Raw genomic sequence first — 21,034 nt, 5'->3', positions numbered from 1 at the left:
AGGATTCGAACCTGCGACCAATTGATTAAAAGTCAACTGCTCTACCAACTGAGCTAACGACCCACTTTTACGTTGCTTTCGAGTTGTTTAATATCCCGTGGCAACGGCGGCATATATTACTGATTTCAGATTTGAGCGCAACAAAAATTTCGACGCAGGGGGCTCAACTGCTTAGGAATCGCACGACGCGACCAGAAAAAAGGCGTTTTCTGGTCGCATGGTACGCATTACATCGCGTTAAGACGCTTCTGCGCCTGTTTCGCGCCATCAGTGCCAGGATATTTGTTAATCACCTGCTGATAAACCGCTTTCGCTTTTGCCGTATCACCTTTGTCCTGCATGATAACGCCAACTTTGTACATCGCGTCCGCAGCCTTCGGCGACTTAGGATAGTTTTTTACTACCGAGGCGAAATAATAGGCGGCATCATCTTTTTTACCCTTGTTGTAATTCAACTGGCCCAGCCAATAATTGGCGTTCGGCTGATAAGTAGAATCAGGGTATTTCTTGATGAAGTTCTGAAACGCCACAATCGCATCATCCTGGCGAGACTTATCCTGCACCAGCGCAATTGCCGCATTGTAATCGGTATTCGCATCGCCACTTTGTACCGGCGCCCCTGAGGTTGCCGTACCGGCATCCGGAGCGGAGGTCGCAGCGGTTGCCGCCCCGCTCTGGTCACCAGCCGCTGGCTGCGCTGCGCCGCCATTATTTAAGCTCCCCAGCTGCAGCATAATTTGCTTCTGGCGCTCCATCACCTGATTCAGTTGATACTGATTTTCCTGGATTTGGCCGCGCAAAGAATCGATATCAGACTGATTATCGGAGAGCTGCTGCTGAAGTTGGGTTAAAAGCTGGCTGTGAGCGTTAGAGATACGCTCAAGTTGAGTGACGCGGTCTTCGACCGAGCCTGAGCCGACACTACTGATTGGCGCCTGAGCAAAAGCGGCCCAGGGGGCCGCTATGCCAACCAGTAACGACAGACTCAACAGGTGATGTCTGAAGTTACTGCTCATGCAATTCTCTTAGTAAACCAGTACAGCGCGACGGTTCTTAGCGTAAGCCGCTTCGTCGTGGCCCAGTACGGCAGGTTTCTCTTTACCGTAAGAAACGATGGAGATCTGGTCAGCGGAAACGCCTTTACCCTGCAGATACATCTTAACAGCGTTCGCACGACGCTCACCCAGGGAGATGTTGTACTCCGGAGTACCACGTTCGTCCGCGTGACCTTCTACGGTGACTTTGTAAGACGGGTTGCTACGCAGGAAGTTAGCGTGCGCATCCAGCATTGCCGCGAAGTCAGAACGGATATCGTACTTGTCGAGATCGAAGTAAACGATGTTGTTCTGCTGCAGCTGCTGCATCTGCAGACGCGCTTGCTCTTCAGATGACATGTTGCCGTTGCCGTTAGCGTCCATACCCGTGCCGGCGCCGTTCAGCATGCCGCCTTCGCTACCGTCATTGCTGGCGTTCTTGTTGGAAGAACATGCCGCGATTGCCATAACAGGCAGGGCAATCATCAGGCCCTTCAGCACTTTGTTCAGTTGCATTTCTTTAATTCCTTTAGTAATCAATTAATTATTATCACAGATACGGCGACCAGGCAGGCGATTTCACCTGACCATCAGTTGCCGGAAGACGCGCTTTGAAACGCCCATCTGTAGAAACCAAATTCAGCACAGATCCCATCCCCTGAGAAGAGCTGTAGATTACCATCGTGCCGTTAGGTGCCAGACTTGGCGTTTCATCCAGGAACGTTGACGACAGAACCTGTACGCCACCCGTCACCAGATCTTGTTTGGCAATGTGCTGCTGCCCGTTATTTGAGCTTACCATTACCATAAATTTACCGTCGCTGCTGACATCCGCATCCTGGTTTTGCGAACCTTCCCAGGTAATACGTTGCGCCGCACCGCCGTTAATGTTCATTTTATACACTTGCGGACGTCCAGCCTGGTCAGAGGTAAAGGCCAGAGTCTGGCTGTCCGGGAACCAGGTCGGCTCCGTATTGTTGCTACGCCCGTCCGTTATCTGACGAATCTGGCCGGAAGCAAGATCCATAACGTACAGGTTCAGACTCCCGGTTTTCGATAACGCGAACGCCAGTTTCGTCCCATCCGGCGAGAAGGCCGGCGCGCCGTTGTGACGCGGGAAGGACGCAACCTGACGCACTGCGCCGTTTGCCAGCGTCTGGATAACCAGCGCGGAGCGACCGCTTTCAAATGTCACGTAAGCCAGTTTTGAGCCGTCCGGAGACCACGCCGGAGACATCAACGGCTGCGGAGAACGGTGCACTACGAACTGATTGTAGCCATCGTAATCCGACACACGCAGTTCATACGGGAACTGACCGCCGTTAGTCTGTACCACATAGGCGATACGAGTACGGAACGCGCCCTTAATGCCCGTCAGTTTTTCAAAGACTTCGTCACTGGCAGTGTGGCCTGCATAACGCAGCCACTGCTTGTTCACTTTATAAGAGTTTTGCGCCAGTACAGTCCCCGGCGCGCCGCCAGTGTCAACCAGCTGATAAGCAACATTGTAGGAACCGTCAGGATTCGGCGTGACCTGTCCAACAACGACAGCATCAATACCCAGCGCAGACCATGCGGTAGGCTGAACTTCCTGAGCGGTGGCTGGCTGCTGCGGCAGTCGTGACCGGTCTAACGGATTAAATTTACCGCTATTGCGTAAATCTGCCGCCACGATGCCGCCGATATCTTCAGGCGCAGCGCCCGGCCCGGCCCATTTAAAAGGCACAACGCCAATCGGTCGCGCCGAGTCCACCCCCTGGGTGATCTCGATACGGACTTCTGCGTGCAGCACCGCCGCCCACAGCATCAGAAAACCAAATGCTACTCGTAATGCCTGCTTCATCATATCTCCCATACCTGGGCCTGCGACCCACGATAATTTAGCAGAATGTTAACAAACTCAAATACACAAAACCACCAGGGCCAGTAACAACTCAACTGCTCCAACTTCCATAAAGAAAAGTATCTACAGTTTAAAGTCTAGTTTGGCATCCTTTATTTTCTCATAAACAGCCTGGCTTGGCGGTTTAGGAATTTTCGCGGTTTTTGCCGCCATTAACGCCGCCTGACAAAGCGCCGGATCGCCGCCCTCAGACGTAATGCTTTTTAATGAGCCATCCGGCGCCAGGCTAATATGCAAGACACATTGTTTGCCCTGGTACAGGCTCGCATCATACAGACGGCTCTGAATCGCGACCTGAATCTGTTTCGCGTAGGCGCTGATATCAGCGCCTGTCGCCCCACCGTTAGCACCCGATGTACCGCTATCTTTCGATGGCTGACCATTCCCTTTCGCGCCGCCGCCGGTTTTCGGCGCATTCTTACCCGAGCTGAGATCGCCAAGCAGATCATCGACGCCTTCTGCGGCGGCCGCTTTTTCAGCAGCGGCTTTCTTCTTAGCGTCCGCCGCTGCTTTCGCCGCCTCGGCATCCGCTTTCTTCTTCGCCTCCGCCGCCGCTTTCGCCGCCTCGGCATCCGCTTTCTTCTTCGCCGCCGCAGCTTTCGCCGCTTCGGCTTCCGCTTTCTTCTTCGCCTCCGCCGCCGCTTTCGCCGCCTCGGCTTCCGCTTTCTTCTTCGCGTCCGCCGCTGCTTTCGCCGCTTCGGCCTCTGCTTTCTTCTTCGCATCCGCCGCCGCTTTTACCGCCTCGGCCTCTGCTTTCTTCTTCGCGTCCGCCGCCGCTTTCGCCGCTTCGGCCTCTGCTTTCTTCTTCGCGTCCGCCGCCGCTTTCGCCGCTTCTTCGGCCTGTTGCTGTTGCTGTTGCGCCAGTTTTGCCGCTTCTTCAGCCTGCTTTTGCTGCTCCTGAGCCGCTAAACGTTCTTTCTCAAGTTGTTTCAACCGCTCCTGTTCGGCAGCCTGCTTCTGCTGCAGCTCCTCTGCTTGCTGCTGTTGCAGCTTTTTACGCTCTTCTTCCGCGCGTCTGGCGCTGGCCTGTTGATCCTGCTGACGGTTGTACTGCTGCACAACGGCGCCAGGATCGACCATCACCGCGTCGATAGCGGAACCACCGCCGCCGCCGGCAGAAGCCTCTATATGCTCATCAAACGAACTCCAGATCAGCACTGCAAATAAGATGATATGCAGCACGGCTGAAATAATTATCGCCCGTTTGAGCTTGTCGTTTTGTTCGGTTGCCTTTGACACTCTCGGTTCCCAAAAAACTGTTCGCCTGTTACTCGCCGTCTTTCAAGCCAACGGGACGCAGACTTCAGATTGGCTGCGTCATTAAGCCAACCGATTTTACGCCCGCGCTGTGTAACAAGTTCAGCGCTTTAATTATTTCATCGTACGGCACCTCTTTCGCGCCGCCGATTAAAAAGACTGTTTTCGGATTAGCCTGCAGATGACGCTTTACTTCTGCGATCACCTGTTCAGACGGCAGTTGATCCATTCGATCTTTATCAACCACTACGCTGTATTGCCCTACTCCGGAAACCTCAATAATGACCGGTGGATCGTCGTTACTACTGACCGCTTGCGACTGATTCGCCTCCGGCAAGTCGACCTCCACGCTCTGGGTAATGATCGGCGCGGTTGCCATAAAGATCAGCAGCAGCACCAACAGTACGTCGAGCAGCGGTACAATATTGATTTCGGACTTAAGTTCGCGACGACCTCGTCCACGCGTTCTGGCCATGGCTTACCCCTTGTTGCTTTCGCTTACGGTAAACGCCTGGCGGTGCAGAATCGCGGTGAACTCTTCCATAAAGTTGTCGTAATTCAGTTCCAGCTTGTTCACGCGCTGATTCAGTCGGTTGTAAGCCATAACCGCAGGGATGGCGGCAAACAGACCAATCGCCGTGGCAATCAATGCTTCGGCAATACCCGGCGCAACCATTTGCAGAGTCGCCTGTTTCACCGCGCCCAGGGCGATAAACGCATGCATAATCCCCCATACAGTGCCAAACAGACCGATATAAGGACTGATAGAGCCTACCGTGCCAAGAAACGGGATATGCGTTTCCAGCGTTTCCAGCTCCCGGTTCATGGAGATGCGCATCGCACGCGACGCCCCCTCTACCACGGCCTCCGGCGCATGGCTGTTGGCGCGATGGAGCCGGACAAACTCTTTGAACCCGCTATAAAAGATTTGCTCCGAGCCCGACAGACTATCGCGTCTCCCCTGGCTTTCCTGGTACAGACGCGATAGTTCGATTCCGGACCAGAATTTATCTTCAAACGCTTCCGCCTCACGCGCAGCGGCGTTCAGGATACGTGTTCGCTGGATAATGATTGCCCAGGATGCTATTGAAAAACCAATCAAAATCAACATGATAAGTTTAACCAGAAGGCTTGCCTTCAGGAACAAATCAAGGATATTCATGTCAGTCACTGCTTAAACTCCGCGACAATAGACTTAGGAAGCGCACGAGGCTTCATTTTGAGTGGATCAACGCAAACAATCAGAACCTCTGCTTCATTTAGCAGCGTGTTCTCTGCGTTGACAATGCGTTGCGTGAAAACCAAAGCGGTGCCACGCATTGACGTAATTTCTGTTTGAACTTCAAGCATATCGTCGAGCCGCGCAGGCGCATAGTATTCCAGCGTCATCTTGCGCACCACAAAGGCGACCCGCTCCGCCAGCAGCACCTGTTGACTGAAGTGATGGTGACGCAGCATCTCCGTGCGCGCTCTTTCATAAAAAGCGACATAGCTGGCGTGATAAACCACACCGCCGGCGTCCGTGTCTTCGTAATAAACTCGAATTGGCCATCGAAACATATACTTATTCATCCCTGCAGCCTCTTTGCTGGCGTCATCCGCTTGCCGCCGTAATGCCTCAAGAATGCCGTTGTATATCGCCTTGTATTCACTTTACATCCCGGTAATGCAACAAAAGTAGAGCTTTTAAACGTTGCTACTATACGCGTGGGAATGAGGCTTGGGAATGGGGGGAAGTTAAGGGAGAGTAAAAATATATGGGCTTATGCAAGCCCCTATATTTTTAAGGAGGTTTCTTATTCACAAGAAGAAGAAAATCAGGCCGACGATAAGGACGATATCCGCCAGGAGCGGACAAAAAATCCCTTGCCAGTGTACGGATTCAGGGCGAAAACCCACACCGTGGATTATGCCTGCGCAAACCGCCCACATCAGCAATAATCCGTGCCAGATTTCAAGCGTGCTGGTCCTGGCGGCAAACCGTGACGGGTCCCAGAACATACATCCTGCCAGCACTATCGCCATCACGAAGGAAAGCGCCCTTAAGGGGCGCTTGTCCATTACCGCATACAGTTTTGCGATAATATGGGTCATTAGCTTTCTTCTTGACCGGTTTTACCCGCTTCAACGTGCTCAAGCGCCAGGGCGGTAATGATCCCGAATGCACAGGCAAGAAGCGTTCCCAGAATCCATGCGAAATACCACATTTTAAGCTCCTTACTTAGTACAAAGAGTGGGTGTTGCTTTCAATATGTTCTTTAGTGATACGACCGAACATTTTCCAGTAACACCAGCTGGTGTAGATCAGAATGATCGGTACGAACACCGCCGCAACCCAGGTCATCAGGTTCAGCGTCATCTGGCTGGATGTCGCATCCCACATGGTCAGACTGGCATTCATCATCGTGCTGGACGGCATCACAAATGGGAACATAGCGATACCCGCCGTCAGAATAATGCAGGCCAACGTCAGCGAAGAGAACAGGAATGCCCACGCGCCTTTCTCCATACGGGAAGTCAGGATAGTCAGCAGCGGCAGAACCACGCCCAGAGCCGGAACCAACCACAGGATCGGAGCATTATTAAAGTTCACCAGCCAGGCGCCAGCTTCACGCACCACTTCTTTAGTCAGCGGGTTAGAGGCGGCATGATGGTCAATCGCGGATGTCACGACATAACCATCAATACCATACATTACCCAAACGCCCGCCAGCGCAAAGCACACTAATGTCACCAACGCCGCAATCTGCGAGGTGGCGCGCGCGCGCAGATGCAGTTCGCCAACGGTACGCATTTGCAGGTAAGTCGCCCCCTGCGTGATGATCATCCCTACGCTTACGATGCCCGCCAGCAGACCAAACGGGTTCAGCAACTGGAAGAAGTTACCGGTGTAGTACAGACGCAGATACTCATCTACATGGAACGGTACGCCCTGCAACAGGTTGCCAAAGGCCACGCCAATCACCAGCGGCGGCACAAAGCTACCGATGAACACGCCCCAGTCCCACATGTTGCGCCAGCGCGGGTCTTCAATCTTGGAACGGTAATCAAAACCGACCGGACGGAAGAACAACGACGCCAGCACCAGGATCATCGCTACATAGAAACCGGAGAACGCCGCAGCGTAAACCATCGGCCAGGCAGCAAACAACGCGCCGCCCGCGGTGATCAACCACACCTGGTTACCGTCCCAGTGCGGGGCGATAGAGTTAATCATAATTCGACGTTCGGTGTCGTTACGACCGAGGAAACGGGTGAGCATCCCCACCCCCATGTCGAACCCATCGGTGACAGCGAAACCAATTAGCAAAATGCCAACCAGCAGCCACCAGATAAAACGTAGTACTTCATAATCGATCATTTGACGACTCCTGTCTTAGCGTGCCGGCTGAGAAGTCACGGTGGACTGCTCAAAGTGATAGCGACCGGTTTTCAGGCTGCTTGGGCCAAGGCGTGCAAATTTGAACATCAGGAACAATTCTGCCACCAGGAACAGGGTATACAGGCCGCAAATCAGGAACATGGAGAACAGCAGATCGCCCACGGTCAGCGATGAGTTCGCCACGGCTGTCGGCAACACTTCGCCGATCGCCCACGGCTGACGACCATACTCGGCGACGAACCAACCTGCTTCAACCGCAATCCACGGCAGTGGAATACCGTACAGCGCCGCGCGCAACAGCCATTTTTTCTCACCGATGCGGTTACGAATCACGCTCCAGAAGGAAAGTGCGATGATCGCCAGCAGCAGGAAGCCGCACGCCACCATGATACGGAAAGCGAAGTACAGCGGCGCAACGCGAGGAATGGAATCTTTCGTCGCTTGCTGGATCTGCGCTTCGGTCGCGTCAGTCACATTAGGCGTATAGCGTTTCAGCAGCAGGCCGTAACCGAGATCTTTCTTCATGCTGTTGAACTGGTCGCGAACGGCCTGGTCGGTAGAACCGGCGCGCAGCTGTTCCAGCAGTTCATAGGCTTTCATCCCGTTACGGATACGCTCTTCGTGCTGAACCATGAGATCTTTCAGGCCAATAACCGGCGTGTCCACGGAACGCGTAGCGATAATACCGAGCGCATAAGGGATCTGAATCGCCAGATGGTTTTCCTGTTTGTCCTGGTCAGGAATACCGAACAGGGTAAAGGAGGCCGGAGCAGGTTGCGTTTCCCATTCGGCTTCAATCGCAGCGAGCTTGGTTTTCTGCACGTCGCCCATTTCGTAACCGGATTCGTCACCGAGTACGATAACGGACAGTACGGCAGCCATACCGAAGCTGGCGGCAATAGCAAAGGAGCGTTTAGCAAAGGCGAAGTCACGACCTTTCAGCATGTAGTAAGCGCTGATACCGAGGATGAACATCGCGCCGGTGACATAACCGGACGCCACAGTGTGAACAAATTTCACCTGTGCTACCGGGTTCAGCACCAGTTCAGAGAAGCTCACCATTTCCATACGCATGGTTTCGAAATTGAAATCCGCAGCGATTGGGTTTTGCATCCAGCCGTTCGCTACCAGAATCCACAACGCGGAGAGGTTGGACCCCAGAGCCACCAGCCAGGTGACGCACATATGCTGAACTTTACTCAGACGATCCCAGCCGAAGAAGAACAGACCTACAAAGGTGGATTCGAGGAAGAAGGCCATCAAACCTTCGATGGCCAGCGGCGCACCGAAGATATCCCCAACATAGTGGGAGTAGTACGACCAGTTTGTCCCGAACTGGAACTCCATGGTCAAACCGGTAGCCACACCCAGAGCAAAGTTGATACCAAACAACTTGCCCCAGAACTTGGTCATATCTTTATAAATCTGTTTGCCGGAAAGGACGTATACCGTTTCCATAATGGCCAGCAGGAACGCCATACCGAGCGTTAGCGGCACAAACAGGAAGTGGTACATCGCGGTCAAGGCAAACTGTAAGCGCGACAGTTCGACTATATCTAACATCATGACTCCTTGCTCATCGCATGAAGACTCCGAGAGTGAACCCCGTTAGAAAGGGTCACACGCATGCCCCAATACAAATTTATTTGCGGCCTCTCATCGTACTATCCCCTCGGGAAGGAAACAGTAATGATGAAAAGTTACAAACATGTTAATAAAAAACCCAAATTGATCCCGCAAATATATTACGCCGTAAAACCCTTACAATAAACAGGTTTTTAGTGGGTCAGATTTGCTTTTTTCGACAGCGATCAATTTATGGCTAATCTATCGCTTTTCAGGGAATTTGATCACGAACAATTTAACCAGTTTTGATGCTCTTTTCCAACATTTAAATATTGATTAAAATCAATTTTTGAAGTTAATGTTAATAATGTTTATTCATTGAACGCATGGTGAATTTTTTGTTAACTTTTTGTTTTTACAAAGAGTAATTTCCAACCCTCTGCAAAAAGAGGCTTATTCGGTAAGGCTAAACATTTTGTGCGTTTTTTACTGCCCCGCATCCAGTAAAAAACATTCCACATTGATGTTCAATTATTGCTAAATAGCTCACAGATTTTTTCTGCAGATTATCAACACTTATTATTTTATACATTTATTCTATTTTTATTTTACTTATAATTAACACCGCAAAGAAACTATCTCATTGCACACGCGCCATCATCCCACCGGGATTACCCTGCCCCAACTTCCCTTTCCCGACGACTAATGGCCAGGATCATCTTGCCAGGTTATCGCCTTAATTATCGCTAATAAGCTTTCCAGATAGCCAGAAACAAACATTTTATTCGCTAATTTTTCTTTATTTCAATAACACCGTATTTGCCTCTCTATAATTATTATAGTGAAGATTCTGTTATCACCTTTACAGATTTACCCTCAATTTCTACGTCACTCATAGTGATAATTCTGTTTATTCGCAGCCATAAATACCCTTTAAACATGATTAATCACGAACGAATAGTGTCAATAAGTTCTTAATAATTTTTAAAGTTAACCTCTTTTAACCAGCAAAAGTTCATATAATTTATTAAACGATATCTTTAATACTTCAGGGAAATAATGCCGGTACTCTTATGATTAAAATAGCTGTTTTATTCTGCCATTAAACAAGCAGTCTGTGTAAGCGCGATACATCTGAGGAGACATGTAGTTCGCGCTCAGGCAAACATGCGCGGCCACAGAGTCAAGCGTCAATTTACTATAGAGGTTAGCGTCAACATAGTGTAATGCTGCAATGCGTTTTTTTCATGGCGGAAAGCGCATAATCCGTCTCCAGTGAGGTCGGCAGGTATTTCACTAAGACAGCATCTGTATTTGCTGCAAAAGAGTTAACCAGCAAACTGAGTAAATTTACTGCCGCTGCCAGACGGTTATTATCAATTATTTTTAGACTCCACCATGTTTTTTTAATGAGGCATTATTTTCCTATAGTTCAATATTTACAAAGCCAATAATTTTATATCCCGGATGCTTCACCCGTACTTTGCCACAAACAATAAAGCCATAAAAAAGGCCACCGTAAAGGTGGCCAACCATGTCGAAAACGGACATTTAGCTGTTCCCGCAGGAACAGCGAGTTTTATTTTATAATTGCTTTCAGCGCTTCGCCGATATCGGCCAGGCTGCGAACGGTTTTCACGCCTGCGGCTTCCAGCGCGGCGAATTTTTCATCCGCAGTGCCTTTGCCACCGGCAATGATGGCGCCCGCGTGACCCATACGCTTGCCTTTCGGCGCGGTAACACCCGCGATATAGCCAACAACCGGCTTGGTCACGTGGTCTTTAATGTAAGCCGCCGCTTCTTCTTCCGCGCTACCGCCGATCTCACCGATCATCACGATCGCTTCAGTCTGCGGATCTTCCTGGAACAGTTTCAGGATGTCGATGAAGTTAGAGCCCGGAATCGGGTCACCGCCGATACCCACGCAGGTGGACTGGCCGAAACCGTAGTCAGTAGTCTGCTTAACCGCTTCGTAGGTCAGCGTGCCGGAACGGGAAACGATACCCACTTTACCCGGCTTATGAATGTGACCCGGCATGATGCCGATTTTGCATTCGCCCGGGGTGATCACACCTGGGCAGTTCGGGCCGATCATGCGTACGCCAGCTTCATCCAGCTTCACTTTCACGGTCAGCATATCCAGCGTAGGAATACCTTCGGTGATGGTGATAATCAGTTTGATGCCTGCGTCGATCGCTTCCAGAATGGAGTCTTTGCAGAACGGCGCCGGCACGTAGATAACGGATGCGGTCGCACCGGTAGCTTCTACCGCTTCGCGCACGGTGTTGAACACCGGCAGACCCAGATGCGTGGTGCCGCCTTTGCCCGGCGTTACGCCGCCGACCATTTGCGTACCGTAAGCGATCGCCTGTTCGGAGTGGAAAGTCCCCTGGCTACCGGTGAAGCCCTGACAGATAACCCTGGTGTTTTTATCGATTAAAACGGACATTATTTCCCCTCCACTGCGGCAACAACCTGCTGAGCTGCATCCGTCAGACTTTTCGCTGCAATAATATTCAGGCCACTGTCAGCCAGTTTCTTCGCGCCGAGTTCGGCGTTGTTGCCTTCCAGACGCACCACCACCGGAACGTTCACGCCCACTTCTTCCACCGCGCCGATGATACCGTCGGCAATCAGGTCACAACGGACGATACCGCCGAAGATGTTAACCAGAACCGCTTTCACGTTGTCATCCGAGAGGATGATTTTAAACGCTTCGGTGACGCGCTCTTTGGTTGCGCCGCCGCCCACGTCAAGGAAGTTAGCCGGTTCGCCGCCATGCAGCTTAACGATATCCATGGTGCCCATCGCCAGGCCTGCGCCGTTCACCATGCAACCGATGTTGCCGTCCAGCGCGACGTAGTTCAGTTCCCACTGCGCCGCCTGCGCTTCACGCGGGTCCTCCTGAGACTGGTCACGCATTTCACGCAGATCCGGCTGGCGAAACAGCGCGTTGCCGTCAGCGCCCAGCTTGCCGTCGAGGCAAATCAGATCGCCCTGCTTAGTAATCACCAGCGGATTAATTTCGATTAGCGCCAGGTCGCGCTCAAGGAAAATGGTTGCCAGGCCCATAAAGATTTTGGTGAACTGCTGCACCAGTTTACCTTCCAGACCCAATTTGAACGCCAGTTCCCGTCCCTGATACGGCATTGGGCCGGTCAGCGGATCGAGCGCGACTTTATGAATCAGATGCGGGGTTTCCTCCGCGACTTTTTCGATCTCTACGCCGCCTTCGGTAGACGCCATAAAGACCACGCGACGAGAACTACGGTCAACTACCGCGCCGAGGTACAGTTCTTTGCCGATGTCGGTCGCCGCTTCAACCAGAATCTGGTTTACCGGTTGGCCATTAGCGTCTGTTTGATAGGTCACCAGACGTTTGCCCAGCCAGTTTTCCGCAAAGGCGCGAATCTCTTCCTTGCTTTTTACTACCTTCACACCGCCCGCTTTGCCGCGGCCGCCAGCGTGAACCTGACATTTCACTACCCACGGGCCGGCACCGATTTTAGACGCGGCTTCTTCGGCTTCACGCGGAGTAGTACAGGCATAACCCACCGGCGCCGGTAAGCCATAGCGGGCAAAAAGTTGTTTTGCCTGATATTCATGTAAGTTCATGTGTTCTGTCCATCCTTCAGGTAATCGTTATCTTTAGACCTGTAGGCCTGAAAGCTGCGCGCCATCAGGCATTACACCATCGCCGGATGGCGGCGTGAACGCCTTATCCGGCCTACAGGTAGCAGGTGATGCTCTTGCTGACTACACGTCCAACAGCAGACGGGTCGGATCTTCCAGCAACTCTTTGATGGTGACCAGGAAGCCCACGGATTCACGACCATCGATCAGGCGATGATCGTAAGAGAGCGCCAGGTACATCATCGGCAGGATTTCCACCTTGCCATCCACCGCCATCGGCCTGTCTTTAATAGCATGCATTCCCAGAATCGCGCTCTGCGGCGGGTTGATGATCGGGGTAGACATCAGCGAACCGAATACGCCGCCGTTGGTAATGGTAAAGTTACCACCGGTCAGGTCTTCTACGGTCAGCTTGCCGTCGCGGCCTTTGACAGCCAGTTCTTTAATTTTTTTCTCGATGTCAGCCATGCCCAGCGTATCCACGTCACGCAGGACCGGCGTGACCAGGCCGCGCGGCGTAGACACCGCCATGCTCACATCAAAGTAGTTGTGATACACCACGTCATCGCCGTCGATAGAGGCGTTCACTTCCGGATAACGCTTCAGCGCTTCCACTACCGCTTTCACGTAGAAGGACATAAAGCCCAGGCGGATACCATGACGTTTTTCAAACACTTCGCCATACTGCTTACGCAAATCCATAATCGGCTTCATGTTGACTTCATTGAAGGTCGTCAGCATGGCGGTGGAATTTTTCGCTTCCAGCAGACGCTCGGCCACGCGCTTACGCAGGCGGGTCATTGGCACGCGTTTTTCGCCGCGCGCGCCCAGAGCGGGTTGTGCTGCAGGTTCAACAGCGGGTGCTTTAGACTCGCCTTTCGCCAGATGTTTTTCCACATCTTCACGGGTCAGACGCCCACCCACTCCAGTGCCTTTAATGGCGCTGGCTTCCAGATTGTGTTCAGCCAGCAGGCGACGGATCGCCGGGCTGAGCGCATCGTTGTTTTGTTCTTCCAGCGACGCCTGCTGGCGTTGTGCCGGCGTAGACGCTTTCTCTTCAGATTTCGCGCTGGTCTCTTTACCCGCGCTGTTGCCTTCACGCAGGCGACCCAGGATCTGGCGAGAGGTGACAGTCGTCCCCTCCTCTTCCAGAACCGCATCCAGAATGCCGTCCGCTGATGCCGGTACTTCCAGTACCACTTTGTCAGTTTCGATTTCTACCAGCACTTCGTCACGAACAACCGCATCGCCCGGTTTTTTATGCCAGGTGGCGACGGTCGCGTCCGCTACGGACTCAGGCAGGTCGGGAACAAGAATATCTACGCTACTCATTATTTATCCTTTATTTAATCGACGTTCAGCGCGTCATTAACCAGATCTTGTTGCTGTTTCTGGTGAACGGACATATACCCTACCGCCGGAGAGGCGGAGGCCGGGCGACCTGCATAACGCAGAGCGGCCCCAAACGGAATCACTTCACGGAAATGATGCTGACTGCAGTACCATGCGCCCTGGTTGAGCGGCTCTTCCTGGCACCAGACAAAATCATGGACGTGAGCGTATGGTTGCAGCGCTTCCTGCACCGCTTTATGCGGGAACGGATAGAGCTGTTCGATGCGCACGATAGCGACATCTTTCTGGTCGTTTTTGCGACGTTGTTCCAGCAGGTCGTAATAAACCTTACCAGAACACATTACCACGCGTTTTACGGCTTTAGGGTCCAGCTCGTCAATTTCGCCAATGGCCGGCTGGAAGGAACCGTTCGCCAGTTCATCAAGCGTGGAAACCGCCAGCGGGTGACGCAGCAGCGATTTCGGCGACATCACCACCAGCGGACGACGCATCCCGCGCAGCGCCTGACGGCGCAGCATATGGTAGACCTGCGCCGGGGTGGACGGCACGCAAACCTGCATATTCTGCTCGGCGCAAAGTTGCAGATAACGTTCCAGACGCGCGGAGGAGTGCTCCGGGCCCTGCCCTTCATAGCCGTGCGGCAACAGCATCACCAGGCCGCACATCCGGCCCCATTTCTGCTCGCCGGAGGAGATGAACTGGTCAATCACTACCTGCGCGCCGTTGGCAAAATCGCCAAACTGCGCTTCCCAGATAGTCAGGGTACGTGGTTCTGCGGTGGCATAACCGTATTCAAACGCCAGTACCGCTTCTTCAGACAGCACGGAGTCCCAGACTTTAAACTGTCCCTGACCGCTGTGAATATGCTGCAACGGCGTATACGTTGAGCCGTTCGTCTGGTTGTGGATCACCGCATGACGATGGAAGAAGGTGCCGCGGCCAGAGTCTTCCCCGGACAGGCGCACCGGAATGCCTTCATCGACCAGCGTGGCGTAAGCCAGATTTTCCGCGCCGCCCCAGTCAAACAATTTCTCGCCTGCCGCCATTGCCTGACGGTCGCCATAAATTTTCGCCACGCGAGACTGCATTTCAATGGCTTCCGGCACGGTGCTGATACGTTTTGCCAGCTCCTGCAGGCGCTTCATTTCTACCTTGTTCGGGTATGCTTCATCCCATTCGTGGTTTAGATACGGCGACCAGGTGAACGAGTGCATATTCATCGGACGCCACTCTTTCACCACACATTCGCCTGCATCCAGCGCATCGCGATAGAGGTTGACCATTTCGGTGGCATCTTCCAGTGTTGCGACCTTATCAGCTTCCAGTTTGTCGGCGTAGATTTTACGCGGCGTCGGATGCTTTTTGATTTTCTGGTACATCAGCGGCTGGGTTGCGCTTGGCTCGTCGGCTTCGTTGTGGCCGTGACGGCGGTAGCACACCAGATCGATAAAGACATCGCGTTTAAAGGTGTTACGGAAGTCCAGCGCCAGACGGGTCACAAAAGCGACGGCTTCCGGATCGTCCGCGTTGACGTGGAAAATCGGCGCCTGGACCATTTTACCGATATCGGTGCAGTAAGGCGTTGAACGCGCATCCAGTGGGTTAGAGGTGGTGAAGCCCACCTGGTTGTTGATAACGATACGTACCGTACCGCCCACTTCGTAACCGCGCGCTTTCGACATGTTCAGGGTTTCCTGAACCACGCCCTGGCCGGTCACCGCGGCGTCGCCGTGAATAGTGATCGGCAACACTTTGTTGCTGCTCGGTTCGTCCAGTCTGTCCAGACGGGCGCGCACGGAGCCCATCACCACCGGGCTCACAATTTCCAGATGCGATGGGTTAAACGCCAGCGCCAGGTGAACCAGACCGCCTTCGGTTTCGATATCTGACGAGAAGCCCATGTGATACTTCACGTCGCCGGTACCCAGATGTTCTTTATGTTTACCGGCAAACTCGTCGAACAGATCCTGCGGTTTTTTACCCAGTACGTTGATCAGCACGTTCAGGCGACCGCGGTGCGCCATCCCCAGCACCACTTCGCGAGTGCCGCTGTTACCCGCATGGCGAACCATCTCTTTCAGCATGGGTATCAGCGCATCTCCCCCCTCGAGCGAGAAACGTTTCGCACCCGGGAATTTGGCGCCCAGATAACGTTCCAGCCCTTCAGCGGCGGTCAGTTCGTTCAGGAAACGTTTTTTCTCGTCAGCGCTAAAGGCCGCACGACCGGATTCGATGCGCTGTTGGATCCAGCGTTTCTCTTCGGTGCTGGTGATGTGCATATACTCAGCGCCAATCGGGCCGCAGTAGGTCTGTTTGAGCGCGTCGAGCAGCTCGCCCAGCTTCATCGTCTCTTTGCCGCTGGCAAAGGAGCCGACATTGAAGGTTTCCTGGAAATCGGCCTCGGTCAAATCATGGAAAGAAGGGTCCAGATCCGCCACGCGTTCTTGTTTCCACAGTCCCAGCGGATCGAGGTTTGCATGCTGATGGCCACGGAAACGATAAGCGTTGATAAGCTGCAGGACTTTAACCTGCTTCACATTGGTGTCAGGGTCGGAAATCGTAGAAGAGTGACGTGAGCCAGCCAACGCCTGCCGCCGGAAATATTCACGTGTTTTTGAATGGAGTTGATCCGGTTTGACTCCGGTACCAGGTAACTGCTGGAACGTCAAACGCCAGTTAGCGTCTACCGAGTCAGGATCGGTTAAGAAGTCTTCATAGAGCTGTTCTATCCAGCTCTGATTCGAACCAGAGAGGTAAGAAGAGTCCAACCAGGCTTTCAAAGCGCTGTTCTGCATCGTGATCCCTTAAGCATCTTTTCTGCTTATTTAATACTCTAAATAGGTCACGTTTCAGGAAGGCGGCAAGCTTGCGAATCCCTGGGAGCTTACATCCAGTAAGTGACCGGGGTGAGCAAGTGCAGCCAACGCACATGCAACGTGAACTATGACGAGTATTTCGCCGTGGATACTAACCACGCATACGCCGTATGCGTGCCGGGGTTCACTTGTTGCGGACTGTCGTGTCATCTGCGTCCGCTAAGGAACCTTTAAAAACTGTCTAATAATCTTCGCTGTTCAGGCTACGACTGCGTTGCGGCCTTCGCTCACTCCAGTCACATAGTTAACTATGCTCCCGAAGATTCGTTCAGACCGCGCCTTGTCTCGCTCTGAACATCTCGATTATTACTAATCATATGGCAGTTTTTAGAGGTTTCCTGCACTTCTATTGCCTGATGGCGCTGTGCTTATCAGGCCTACGGGATTGCGCCTGTAGGCCGGATAAGACGTTTACGTCGCCATCCGGCAACCACTACAACTACTTACGCACTACGCTGCAACAGCATCGACTTAATATGGCCGATAGCGCGCGTCGGGTTCAGTCCTTTAGGACATACACTGACGCAGTTCATAATGCTGTGACAGCGGAATACGCTGAATGCATCGCTCATCCCTTCCAGACGACTATCGGTCTCGGTATCACGACTATCGATCAGGAAGCGATACGCCGCGAGCAGACCCGCCGGACCGATAAACTTATCCGGGTTCCACCAGAATGACGGGCAGGATGTTGAGCAACAGGCGCAAAGAATACATTCATACAGCCCATCGAGTTTTTCACGCTGCTCCGGCATCTGCAGATGCTCACGAGCCGGTGGATTTTGCCCATTATTCAATAAGTAAGGCTTAATCTTCTCATATTGTGCGTAGAATTGCCCCATGTCTACCACCAAATCGCGGATCACCGGCAAACCGGGCAGCGGGCGAATCACAATCTTCTTACCCGGCTGGTTCAGCGCCGAAATAGGGGTAATACAGGCCAGACCATTCTTACCGTTCATATTCAAACCATCAGAACCACACACACCTTCGCGGCAGGAACGGCGGAAAGAAAGGCTGGGATCTTTTTCTTTAAGCTGGATTAACGCATCCAGCAGCATCATGTCGCGCCCTTCTTCGCCTTCCAGGGTGTAATCCTGCATACGCGGAGCGTTATCGACATCCGGGTTATAACGATAAATCGAAAATTCGAGTTTCATCATCCTGTCTCCGCAATTAATAAGTACGAATCTTCGGCGGGAACGCCGGACGCAGTTTCGGCTCCATATTGACGCTTCGGCGCGTCATGGATTCCGTTTGCGGTTGATACAGGGTATGACACAACCAGTTGGCATCATCTCGCTCCGGGAAATCGAAGCGGCTATGCGCGCCGCGGCTTTCCGTTCGGAAGTTGGCTGATACAGCAGTGGCGTAGGCAGTTTCCATCAGGTTATCCAGCTCCAGACACTCAACACGCTGGGTATTAAACTCGCTGGACGTGTCATCCAGACGGGCGTTTTTCAGACGCTCGCGGATCACTTTCAACTGCTCAAGCCCTTTCGCCATCGCGTCGCCTTCACGGAATACGGAGAAGTTATGCTGCATACACTCCTGCAACGCTTTGCGGATAGCCACCGGATCTTCGCCATTGCGGTTATTGTTCCAGCGATTCAGGCGCTCCAGAGAACCTTCAACGTCAGACTCGCTGGCGTCGCGCAGCACGCCCTGCTCGGCAATAGATTCCTGTAAATGTAGCCCCGCCGCGCGGCCAAAGACCACCAGATCCAGCAGTGAGTTACCGCCCAGACGGTTGGCGCCGTGAACCGATACACAGGCGATTTCGCCTACCGCAAACAGCCCCGGAATCACCACGTCTTCGCCCTGCTCGTTCACGGTCAGCGCCTGACCGGTCACTTTAGTCGGAATACCGCCCATCATGTAGTGGCAGGTCGGGATAACCGGAATCGGCTCTTTCACCGGGTCAACGTGGGCGAAAGTACGGGACAGCTCCAGGATACCCGGCAGGCGAGATTCCAGCACCTCTTTACCCAAGTGATCCAGTTTCAGTTTAGCGTGCGGCCCCCACGGACCGTCGCAGCCGCGACCTTCACGGATTTCGATCATGATGGAACGCGCCACCACGTCACGACCCGCCAGGTCTTTGGCGTTCGGCGCATAACGCTCCATAAAGCGCTCGCCGTGTTTGTTCAGCAGGTAACCGCCTTCGCCGCGGCAGCCTTCTGTCACCAGCACGCCCGCCCCGGCGATACCGGTCGGGTGGAACTGCCACATTTCCATGTCCTGCACCGGGACACCGGCACGCAGCGCCATACCGACACCATCACCAGTATTGATGTGAGCGTTGGTGGTGGACTGGTAGATACGGCCTGCGCCGCCGGTCGCCAGCACCGTCGCGCGGGCTTTGAAGTACACCACTTCACCGGTTTCGATGCACAGTGCGGTACACCCCACCACCGCGCCATCCTGGTTTTTCACCAGATCCAGCGCATACCATTCGGAGAAAATCGTGGTGTGGTTTTTCAAATTCTGTTGATACAGCGTATGTAGCAAGGCGTGACCGGTACGGTCAGCCGCTGCCGCGGTACGTGCCGCCTGCTCGCCGCCAAAGTTTTTCGACTGGCCGCCGAACGGGCGCTGATAGATACGTCCATCATCAAGACGGGAGAACGGTAGCCCCATGTGCTCCAGTTCCAGAATCGCTTCCGGTCCGGTCTTACACATATATTCGATGGCATCCTGGTCACCAATGTAGTCCGACCCTTTTACGGTGTCGTACATGTGCCATTCCCAGTTATCTTCATGGGTATTGCCGAGCGCCACGGTGATACCGCCCTGCGCGGAAACGGTATGGGAACGGGTCGGGAAGACTTTCGAGAGCAGCGCACAGGTTTGGCCGCTTTGGGAAATTTGCAGCGCCGCGCGCATACCTGCGCCACCGGCACCAATCACAACAGCATCAAATTCTCTGACTGGCAGTTTCATTACACACCCCACACCACAACAAATCCATAGATGACGTAAACCACCAGCGCAACAACAATAACGAGTTGCAGTATCAGACGCACTGCCAGTGGTTTAACGTAGTCGGTTAACACCTGCCACATGCCGATCCAGGCATGAATCAAGATGGAAAAAAGCGCCAGCAGGGTGAAGACTTTGGTGAAGGCCGATGAGAAGAAACCGGTCCAGGCTTCAAAGGTCAGTTCGCCGCTCGTGGCGAAAAAACCCACCATGTAGATGATGTATAACGTCAGAACGATAGCGGTAGCACGGACCAGGATGAAGTCATGTACGCCATTGCGTCCTAATGCGGAGGCGTTGCTTACCATACGAGGACTCCTGCGAGAAGTGAAAGCACGACAGTGATAACAAAAGAGATTTTGGCAGAGCGTTGACCCGCTTCGAATGTTTCTTCCAGATAGCCAAAATCCATTAACATGTGACGAATTCCCACGATGACGTGATACGCCAGCGCGGTAAGGATGCCCCACATGATAAATTTAACGATGAAGCCGTCCATAATGTCGGCGGCCTGCTGGAATCCTTCCGGAGAAGAGAGGCTGGTGCCCAGTAGCCACAGTAGTATGCCGACGGCGATGAAAGTAATCACACCGGATACGCGATGGAGAATGGACGCTATCGCTGTGATGGGGAACCGAATCGTTTGTAGATCCAGATTGACAGGTCTTTGTTTTTTCACATTTCTTATCATGAATAACGCCCACATGCTGTTCTTATTATTCCCTTAAGACTTCGGTTACAGAGGTGAATCTACCTGTAGCCAGAAAGACGACGGGATTTCCTTCCTCCGGTCTGCGTGCGGGTCAGACAGCGTCCTTTCTATAACTGCGCGTCATGTAAAACACTGCTTCCAGTAGCTAAAACGACACGTTACAACGCTGGGTGGCTCGGGATTGCAGGGTATTCCGGAGACCTGGCGGCAGTATAGGACGTTCACAAAATCATTACAATTAACCTACATATAGTTTGTCGGGTTTTATCCTGAACAGTGACACAGGTCACGATAACAACATTTTTTTAATTTTCAATCATCTGATTTGACAAACAT

Annotated in this window: 19 protein-coding genes; all 19 read right to left on the bottom strand. The window is 52.9% G+C overall.

The features are described 5' to 3' along the window. Window positions 1–227: 227 nt before the first annotated feature. Complete coding sequence (gene cpoB / locus ACLD11_RS15750; RefSeq protein WP_000097551.1) at window positions 228–1,016, bottom strand: cell division protein CpoB; 789 nt, start codon at window positions 1,014–1,016, stop codon at window positions 228–230. Between the two features lie 9 nt (window positions 1,017–1,025). Then, the gene (gene pal / locus ACLD11_RS15745) at window positions 1,026–1,550 is read right to left on the bottom strand and encodes a peptidoglycan-associated lipoprotein Pal (protein WP_001176621.1); all 525 of its coding nucleotides are present in this window, start codon (window positions 1,548–1,550) and stop codon (window positions 1,026–1,028) included. A 34-nt stretch (window positions 1,551–1,584) separates the two neighbouring features. Beyond that, entirely contained in the window at window positions 1,585–2,877 is a 1,293-nt protein-coding gene (gene tolB / locus ACLD11_RS15740) for a Tol-Pal system beta propeller repeat protein TolB (protein ID WP_001562341.1), read from the bottom strand. Window positions 2,878–3,000: 123 nt separating this feature from the next. Beyond that, window positions 3,001–4,176 carry a cell envelope integrity protein TolA gene (gene tolA / locus ACLD11_RS15735; RefSeq protein ID WP_411012069.1) on the bottom strand — a complete coding sequence of 392 codons (1,176 nt, stop codon included), beginning with the start codon at window positions 4,174–4,176 and terminating at the stop codon, window positions 3,001–3,003. Between the two features lie 64 nt (window positions 4,177–4,240). Further along, complete coding sequence (tolR, locus tag ACLD11_RS15730; RefSeq protein WP_000124676.1) at window positions 4,241–4,669, bottom strand: colicin uptake protein TolR; 429 nt, start codon at window positions 4,667–4,669, stop codon at window positions 4,241–4,243. A gap of 3 nt (window positions 4,670–4,672) precedes the next feature. Then, on the bottom strand, window positions 4,673–5,365 hold the full coding sequence (gene tolQ, locus ACLD11_RS15725; RefSeq protein WP_000131318.1) for a Tol-Pal system protein TolQ: 693 nt from the start codon (window positions 5,363–5,365) through the stop codon (window positions 4,673–4,675). After that, window positions 5,362–5,766, bottom strand: a complete 405-nt coding sequence (ybgC, locus tag ACLD11_RS15720) for a tol-pal system-associated acyl-CoA thioesterase (protein ID WP_001046240.1) — start codon at window positions 5,764–5,766, stop codon at window positions 5,362–5,364. Before ybgC ends, tolQ begins: the two co-directional genes overlap by 4 nt. A gap of 228 nt (window positions 5,767–5,994) precedes the next feature. Continuing rightward, window positions 5,995–6,288 (bottom strand): cyd operon protein YbgE, encoded by a 294-nt coding sequence (gene ybgE / locus ACLD11_RS15715; RefSeq protein ID WP_000148790.1) that lies wholly within the window; start codon window positions 6,286–6,288, stop codon window positions 5,995–5,997. Beyond that, window positions 6,288–6,401: a cytochrome bd-I oxidase subunit CydX gene (gene cydX, locus ACLD11_RS15710; protein ID WP_000270278.1), complete on the bottom strand. Its 114-nt coding sequence runs from the start codon at window positions 6,399–6,401 to the stop codon at window positions 6,288–6,290. Before cydX ends, ybgE begins: the two co-directional genes overlap by 1 nt. Window positions 6,402–6,415: 14 nt before the next feature. Further along, window positions 6,416–7,555 carry a cytochrome d ubiquinol oxidase subunit II gene (cydB, locus tag ACLD11_RS15705; protein ID WP_057514492.1) on the bottom strand — a complete coding sequence of 380 codons (1,140 nt, stop codon included), beginning with the start codon at window positions 7,553–7,555 and terminating at the stop codon, window positions 6,416–6,418. 15 nt (window positions 7,556–7,570) lie between these two features. Beyond that, window positions 7,571–9,139 carry a cytochrome ubiquinol oxidase subunit I gene (cydA, locus tag ACLD11_RS15700; RefSeq protein WP_000884369.1) on the bottom strand — a complete coding sequence of 523 codons (1,569 nt, stop codon included), beginning with the start codon at window positions 9,137–9,139 and terminating at the stop codon, window positions 7,571–7,573. Window positions 9,140–10,721: 1,582 nt separating this feature from the next. After that, window positions 10,722–11,591 carry a succinate--CoA ligase subunit alpha gene (sucD, locus tag ACLD11_RS15695; protein ID WP_058112911.1) on the bottom strand — a complete coding sequence of 290 codons (870 nt, stop codon included), beginning with the start codon at window positions 11,589–11,591 and terminating at the stop codon, window positions 10,722–10,724. Beyond that, window positions 11,591–12,757, bottom strand: a complete 1,167-nt coding sequence (sucC, locus tag ACLD11_RS15690) for an ADP-forming succinate--CoA ligase subunit beta (RefSeq protein ID WP_001048590.1) — start codon at window positions 12,755–12,757, stop codon at window positions 11,591–11,593. The genes sucD and sucC overlap by 1 nt, the downstream gene beginning before the upstream one ends. A gap of 141 nt (window positions 12,758–12,898) precedes the next feature. After that, the gene (gene odhB / locus ACLD11_RS15685; protein WP_000099858.1) at window positions 12,899–14,107 is read right to left on the bottom strand and encodes a 2-oxoglutarate dehydrogenase complex dihydrolipoyllysine-residue succinyltransferase; all 1,209 of its coding nucleotides are present in this window, start codon (window positions 14,105–14,107) and stop codon (window positions 12,899–12,901) included. A 14-nt stretch (window positions 14,108–14,121) separates the two neighbouring features. Beyond that, window positions 14,122–16,923, bottom strand: a complete 2,802-nt coding sequence (gene sucA / locus ACLD11_RS15680) for a 2-oxoglutarate dehydrogenase E1 component (RefSeq protein WP_001181500.1) — start codon at window positions 16,921–16,923, stop codon at window positions 14,122–14,124. 524 nt (window positions 16,924–17,447) lie between these two features. After that, window positions 17,448–18,164, bottom strand: a complete 717-nt coding sequence (gene sdhB, locus ACLD11_RS15675; protein WP_001727709.1) for a succinate dehydrogenase iron-sulfur subunit SdhB — start codon at window positions 18,162–18,164, stop codon at window positions 17,448–17,450. A 16-nt stretch (window positions 18,165–18,180) separates the two neighbouring features. After that, window positions 18,181–19,947: a succinate dehydrogenase flavoprotein subunit gene (sdhA, locus tag ACLD11_RS15670; protein ID WP_000775561.1), complete on the bottom strand. Its 1,767-nt coding sequence runs from the start codon at window positions 19,945–19,947 to the stop codon at window positions 18,181–18,183. Next, complete coding sequence (sdhD, locus tag ACLD11_RS15665; protein ID WP_000254356.1) at window positions 19,947–20,294, bottom strand: succinate dehydrogenase membrane anchor subunit; 348 nt, start codon at window positions 20,292–20,294, stop codon at window positions 19,947–19,949. Before sdhD ends, sdhA begins: the two co-directional genes overlap by 1 nt. After that, the gene (gene sdhC, locus ACLD11_RS15660; protein ID WP_000263340.1) at window positions 20,288–20,692 is read right to left on the bottom strand and encodes a succinate dehydrogenase cytochrome b556 subunit; all 405 of its coding nucleotides are present in this window, start codon (window positions 20,690–20,692) and stop codon (window positions 20,288–20,290) included. Before sdhC ends, sdhD begins: the two co-directional genes overlap by 7 nt. Window positions 20,693–21,034 lie beyond the last annotated feature (342 nt).

The organism is Salmonella sp. 741265116_PST, assembly GCF_046567715.1.
GTDB lineage: Bacteria > Pseudomonadota > Gammaproteobacteria > Enterobacterales > Enterobacteriaceae > Salmonella > Salmonella enterica.
Note: the sequence above shows the minus strand (reverse complement) of the source record. Positions and strands in the feature narration are given on the sequence as shown.

Excerpts from the sequence above, each read along its gene's own strand:
- ybgE (WP_000148790.1), bottom strand. The coding sequence starts at position 6,288 with ATGACCCATATTATCGCAAAACTGTATGCGGTAATGGACAAGCGCCCC.
- sucA (WP_001181500.1), bottom strand. The coding sequence starts at position 16,923 with ATGCAGAACAGCGCTTTGAAAGCCTGGTTGGACTCTTCTTACCTCTCT.
- odhB (WP_000099858.1), bottom strand. The coding sequence starts at position 14,107 with ATGAGTAGCGTAGATATTCTTGTTCCCGACCTGCCTGAGTCCGTAGCG.
- sucD (WP_058112911.1), bottom strand. The coding sequence starts at position 11,591 with ATGTCCGTTTTAATCGATAAAAACACCAGGGTTATCTGTCAGGGCTTC.
- cydX (WP_000270278.1), bottom strand. The coding sequence starts at position 6,401 with ATGTGGTATTTCGCATGGATTCTGGGAACGCTTCTTGCCTGTGCATTC.
- tolR (WP_000124676.1), bottom strand. The coding sequence starts at position 4,669 with ATGGCCAGAACGCGTGGACGAGGTCGTCGCGAACTTAAGTCCGAAATC.
- sucC (WP_001048590.1), bottom strand. The coding sequence starts at position 12,757 with ATGAACTTACATGAATATCAGGCAAAACAACTTTTTGCCCGCTATGGC.
- cydB (WP_057514492.1), bottom strand. The coding sequence starts at position 7,555 with ATGATCGATTATGAAGTACTACGTTTTATCTGGTGGCTGCTGGTTGGC.
- cydA (WP_000884369.1), bottom strand. The coding sequence starts at position 9,139 with ATGTTAGATATAGTCGAACTGTCGCGCTTACAGTTTGCCTTGACCGCG.
- sdhA (WP_000775561.1), bottom strand. The coding sequence starts at position 19,947 with ATGAAACTGCCAGTCAGAGAATTTGATGCTGTTGTGATTGGTGCCGGT.
- sdhC (WP_000263340.1), bottom strand. The coding sequence starts at position 20,692 with ATGTGGGCGTTATTCATGATAAGAAATGTGAAAAAACAAAGACCTGTC.
- cpoB (WP_000097551.1), bottom strand. The coding sequence starts at position 1,016 with ATGAGCAGTAACTTCAGACATCACCTGTTGAGTCTGTCGTTACTGGTT.
- sdhB (WP_001727709.1), bottom strand. The coding sequence starts at position 18,164 with ATGAAACTCGAATTTTCGATTTATCGTTATAACCCGGATGTCGATAAC.
- ybgC (WP_001046240.1), bottom strand. The coding sequence starts at position 5,766 with ATGAATAAGTATATGTTTCGATGGCCAATTCGAGTTTATTACGAAGAC.
- pal (WP_001176621.1), bottom strand. The coding sequence starts at position 1,550 with ATGCAACTGAACAAAGTGCTGAAGGGCCTGATGATTGCCCTGCCTGTT.
- sdhD (WP_000254356.1), bottom strand. The coding sequence starts at position 20,294 with ATGGTAAGCAACGCCTCCGCATTAGGACGCAATGGCGTACATGACTTC.
- tolB (WP_001562341.1), bottom strand. The coding sequence starts at position 2,877 with ATGAAGCAGGCATTACGAGTAGCATTTGGTTTTCTGATGCTGTGGGCG.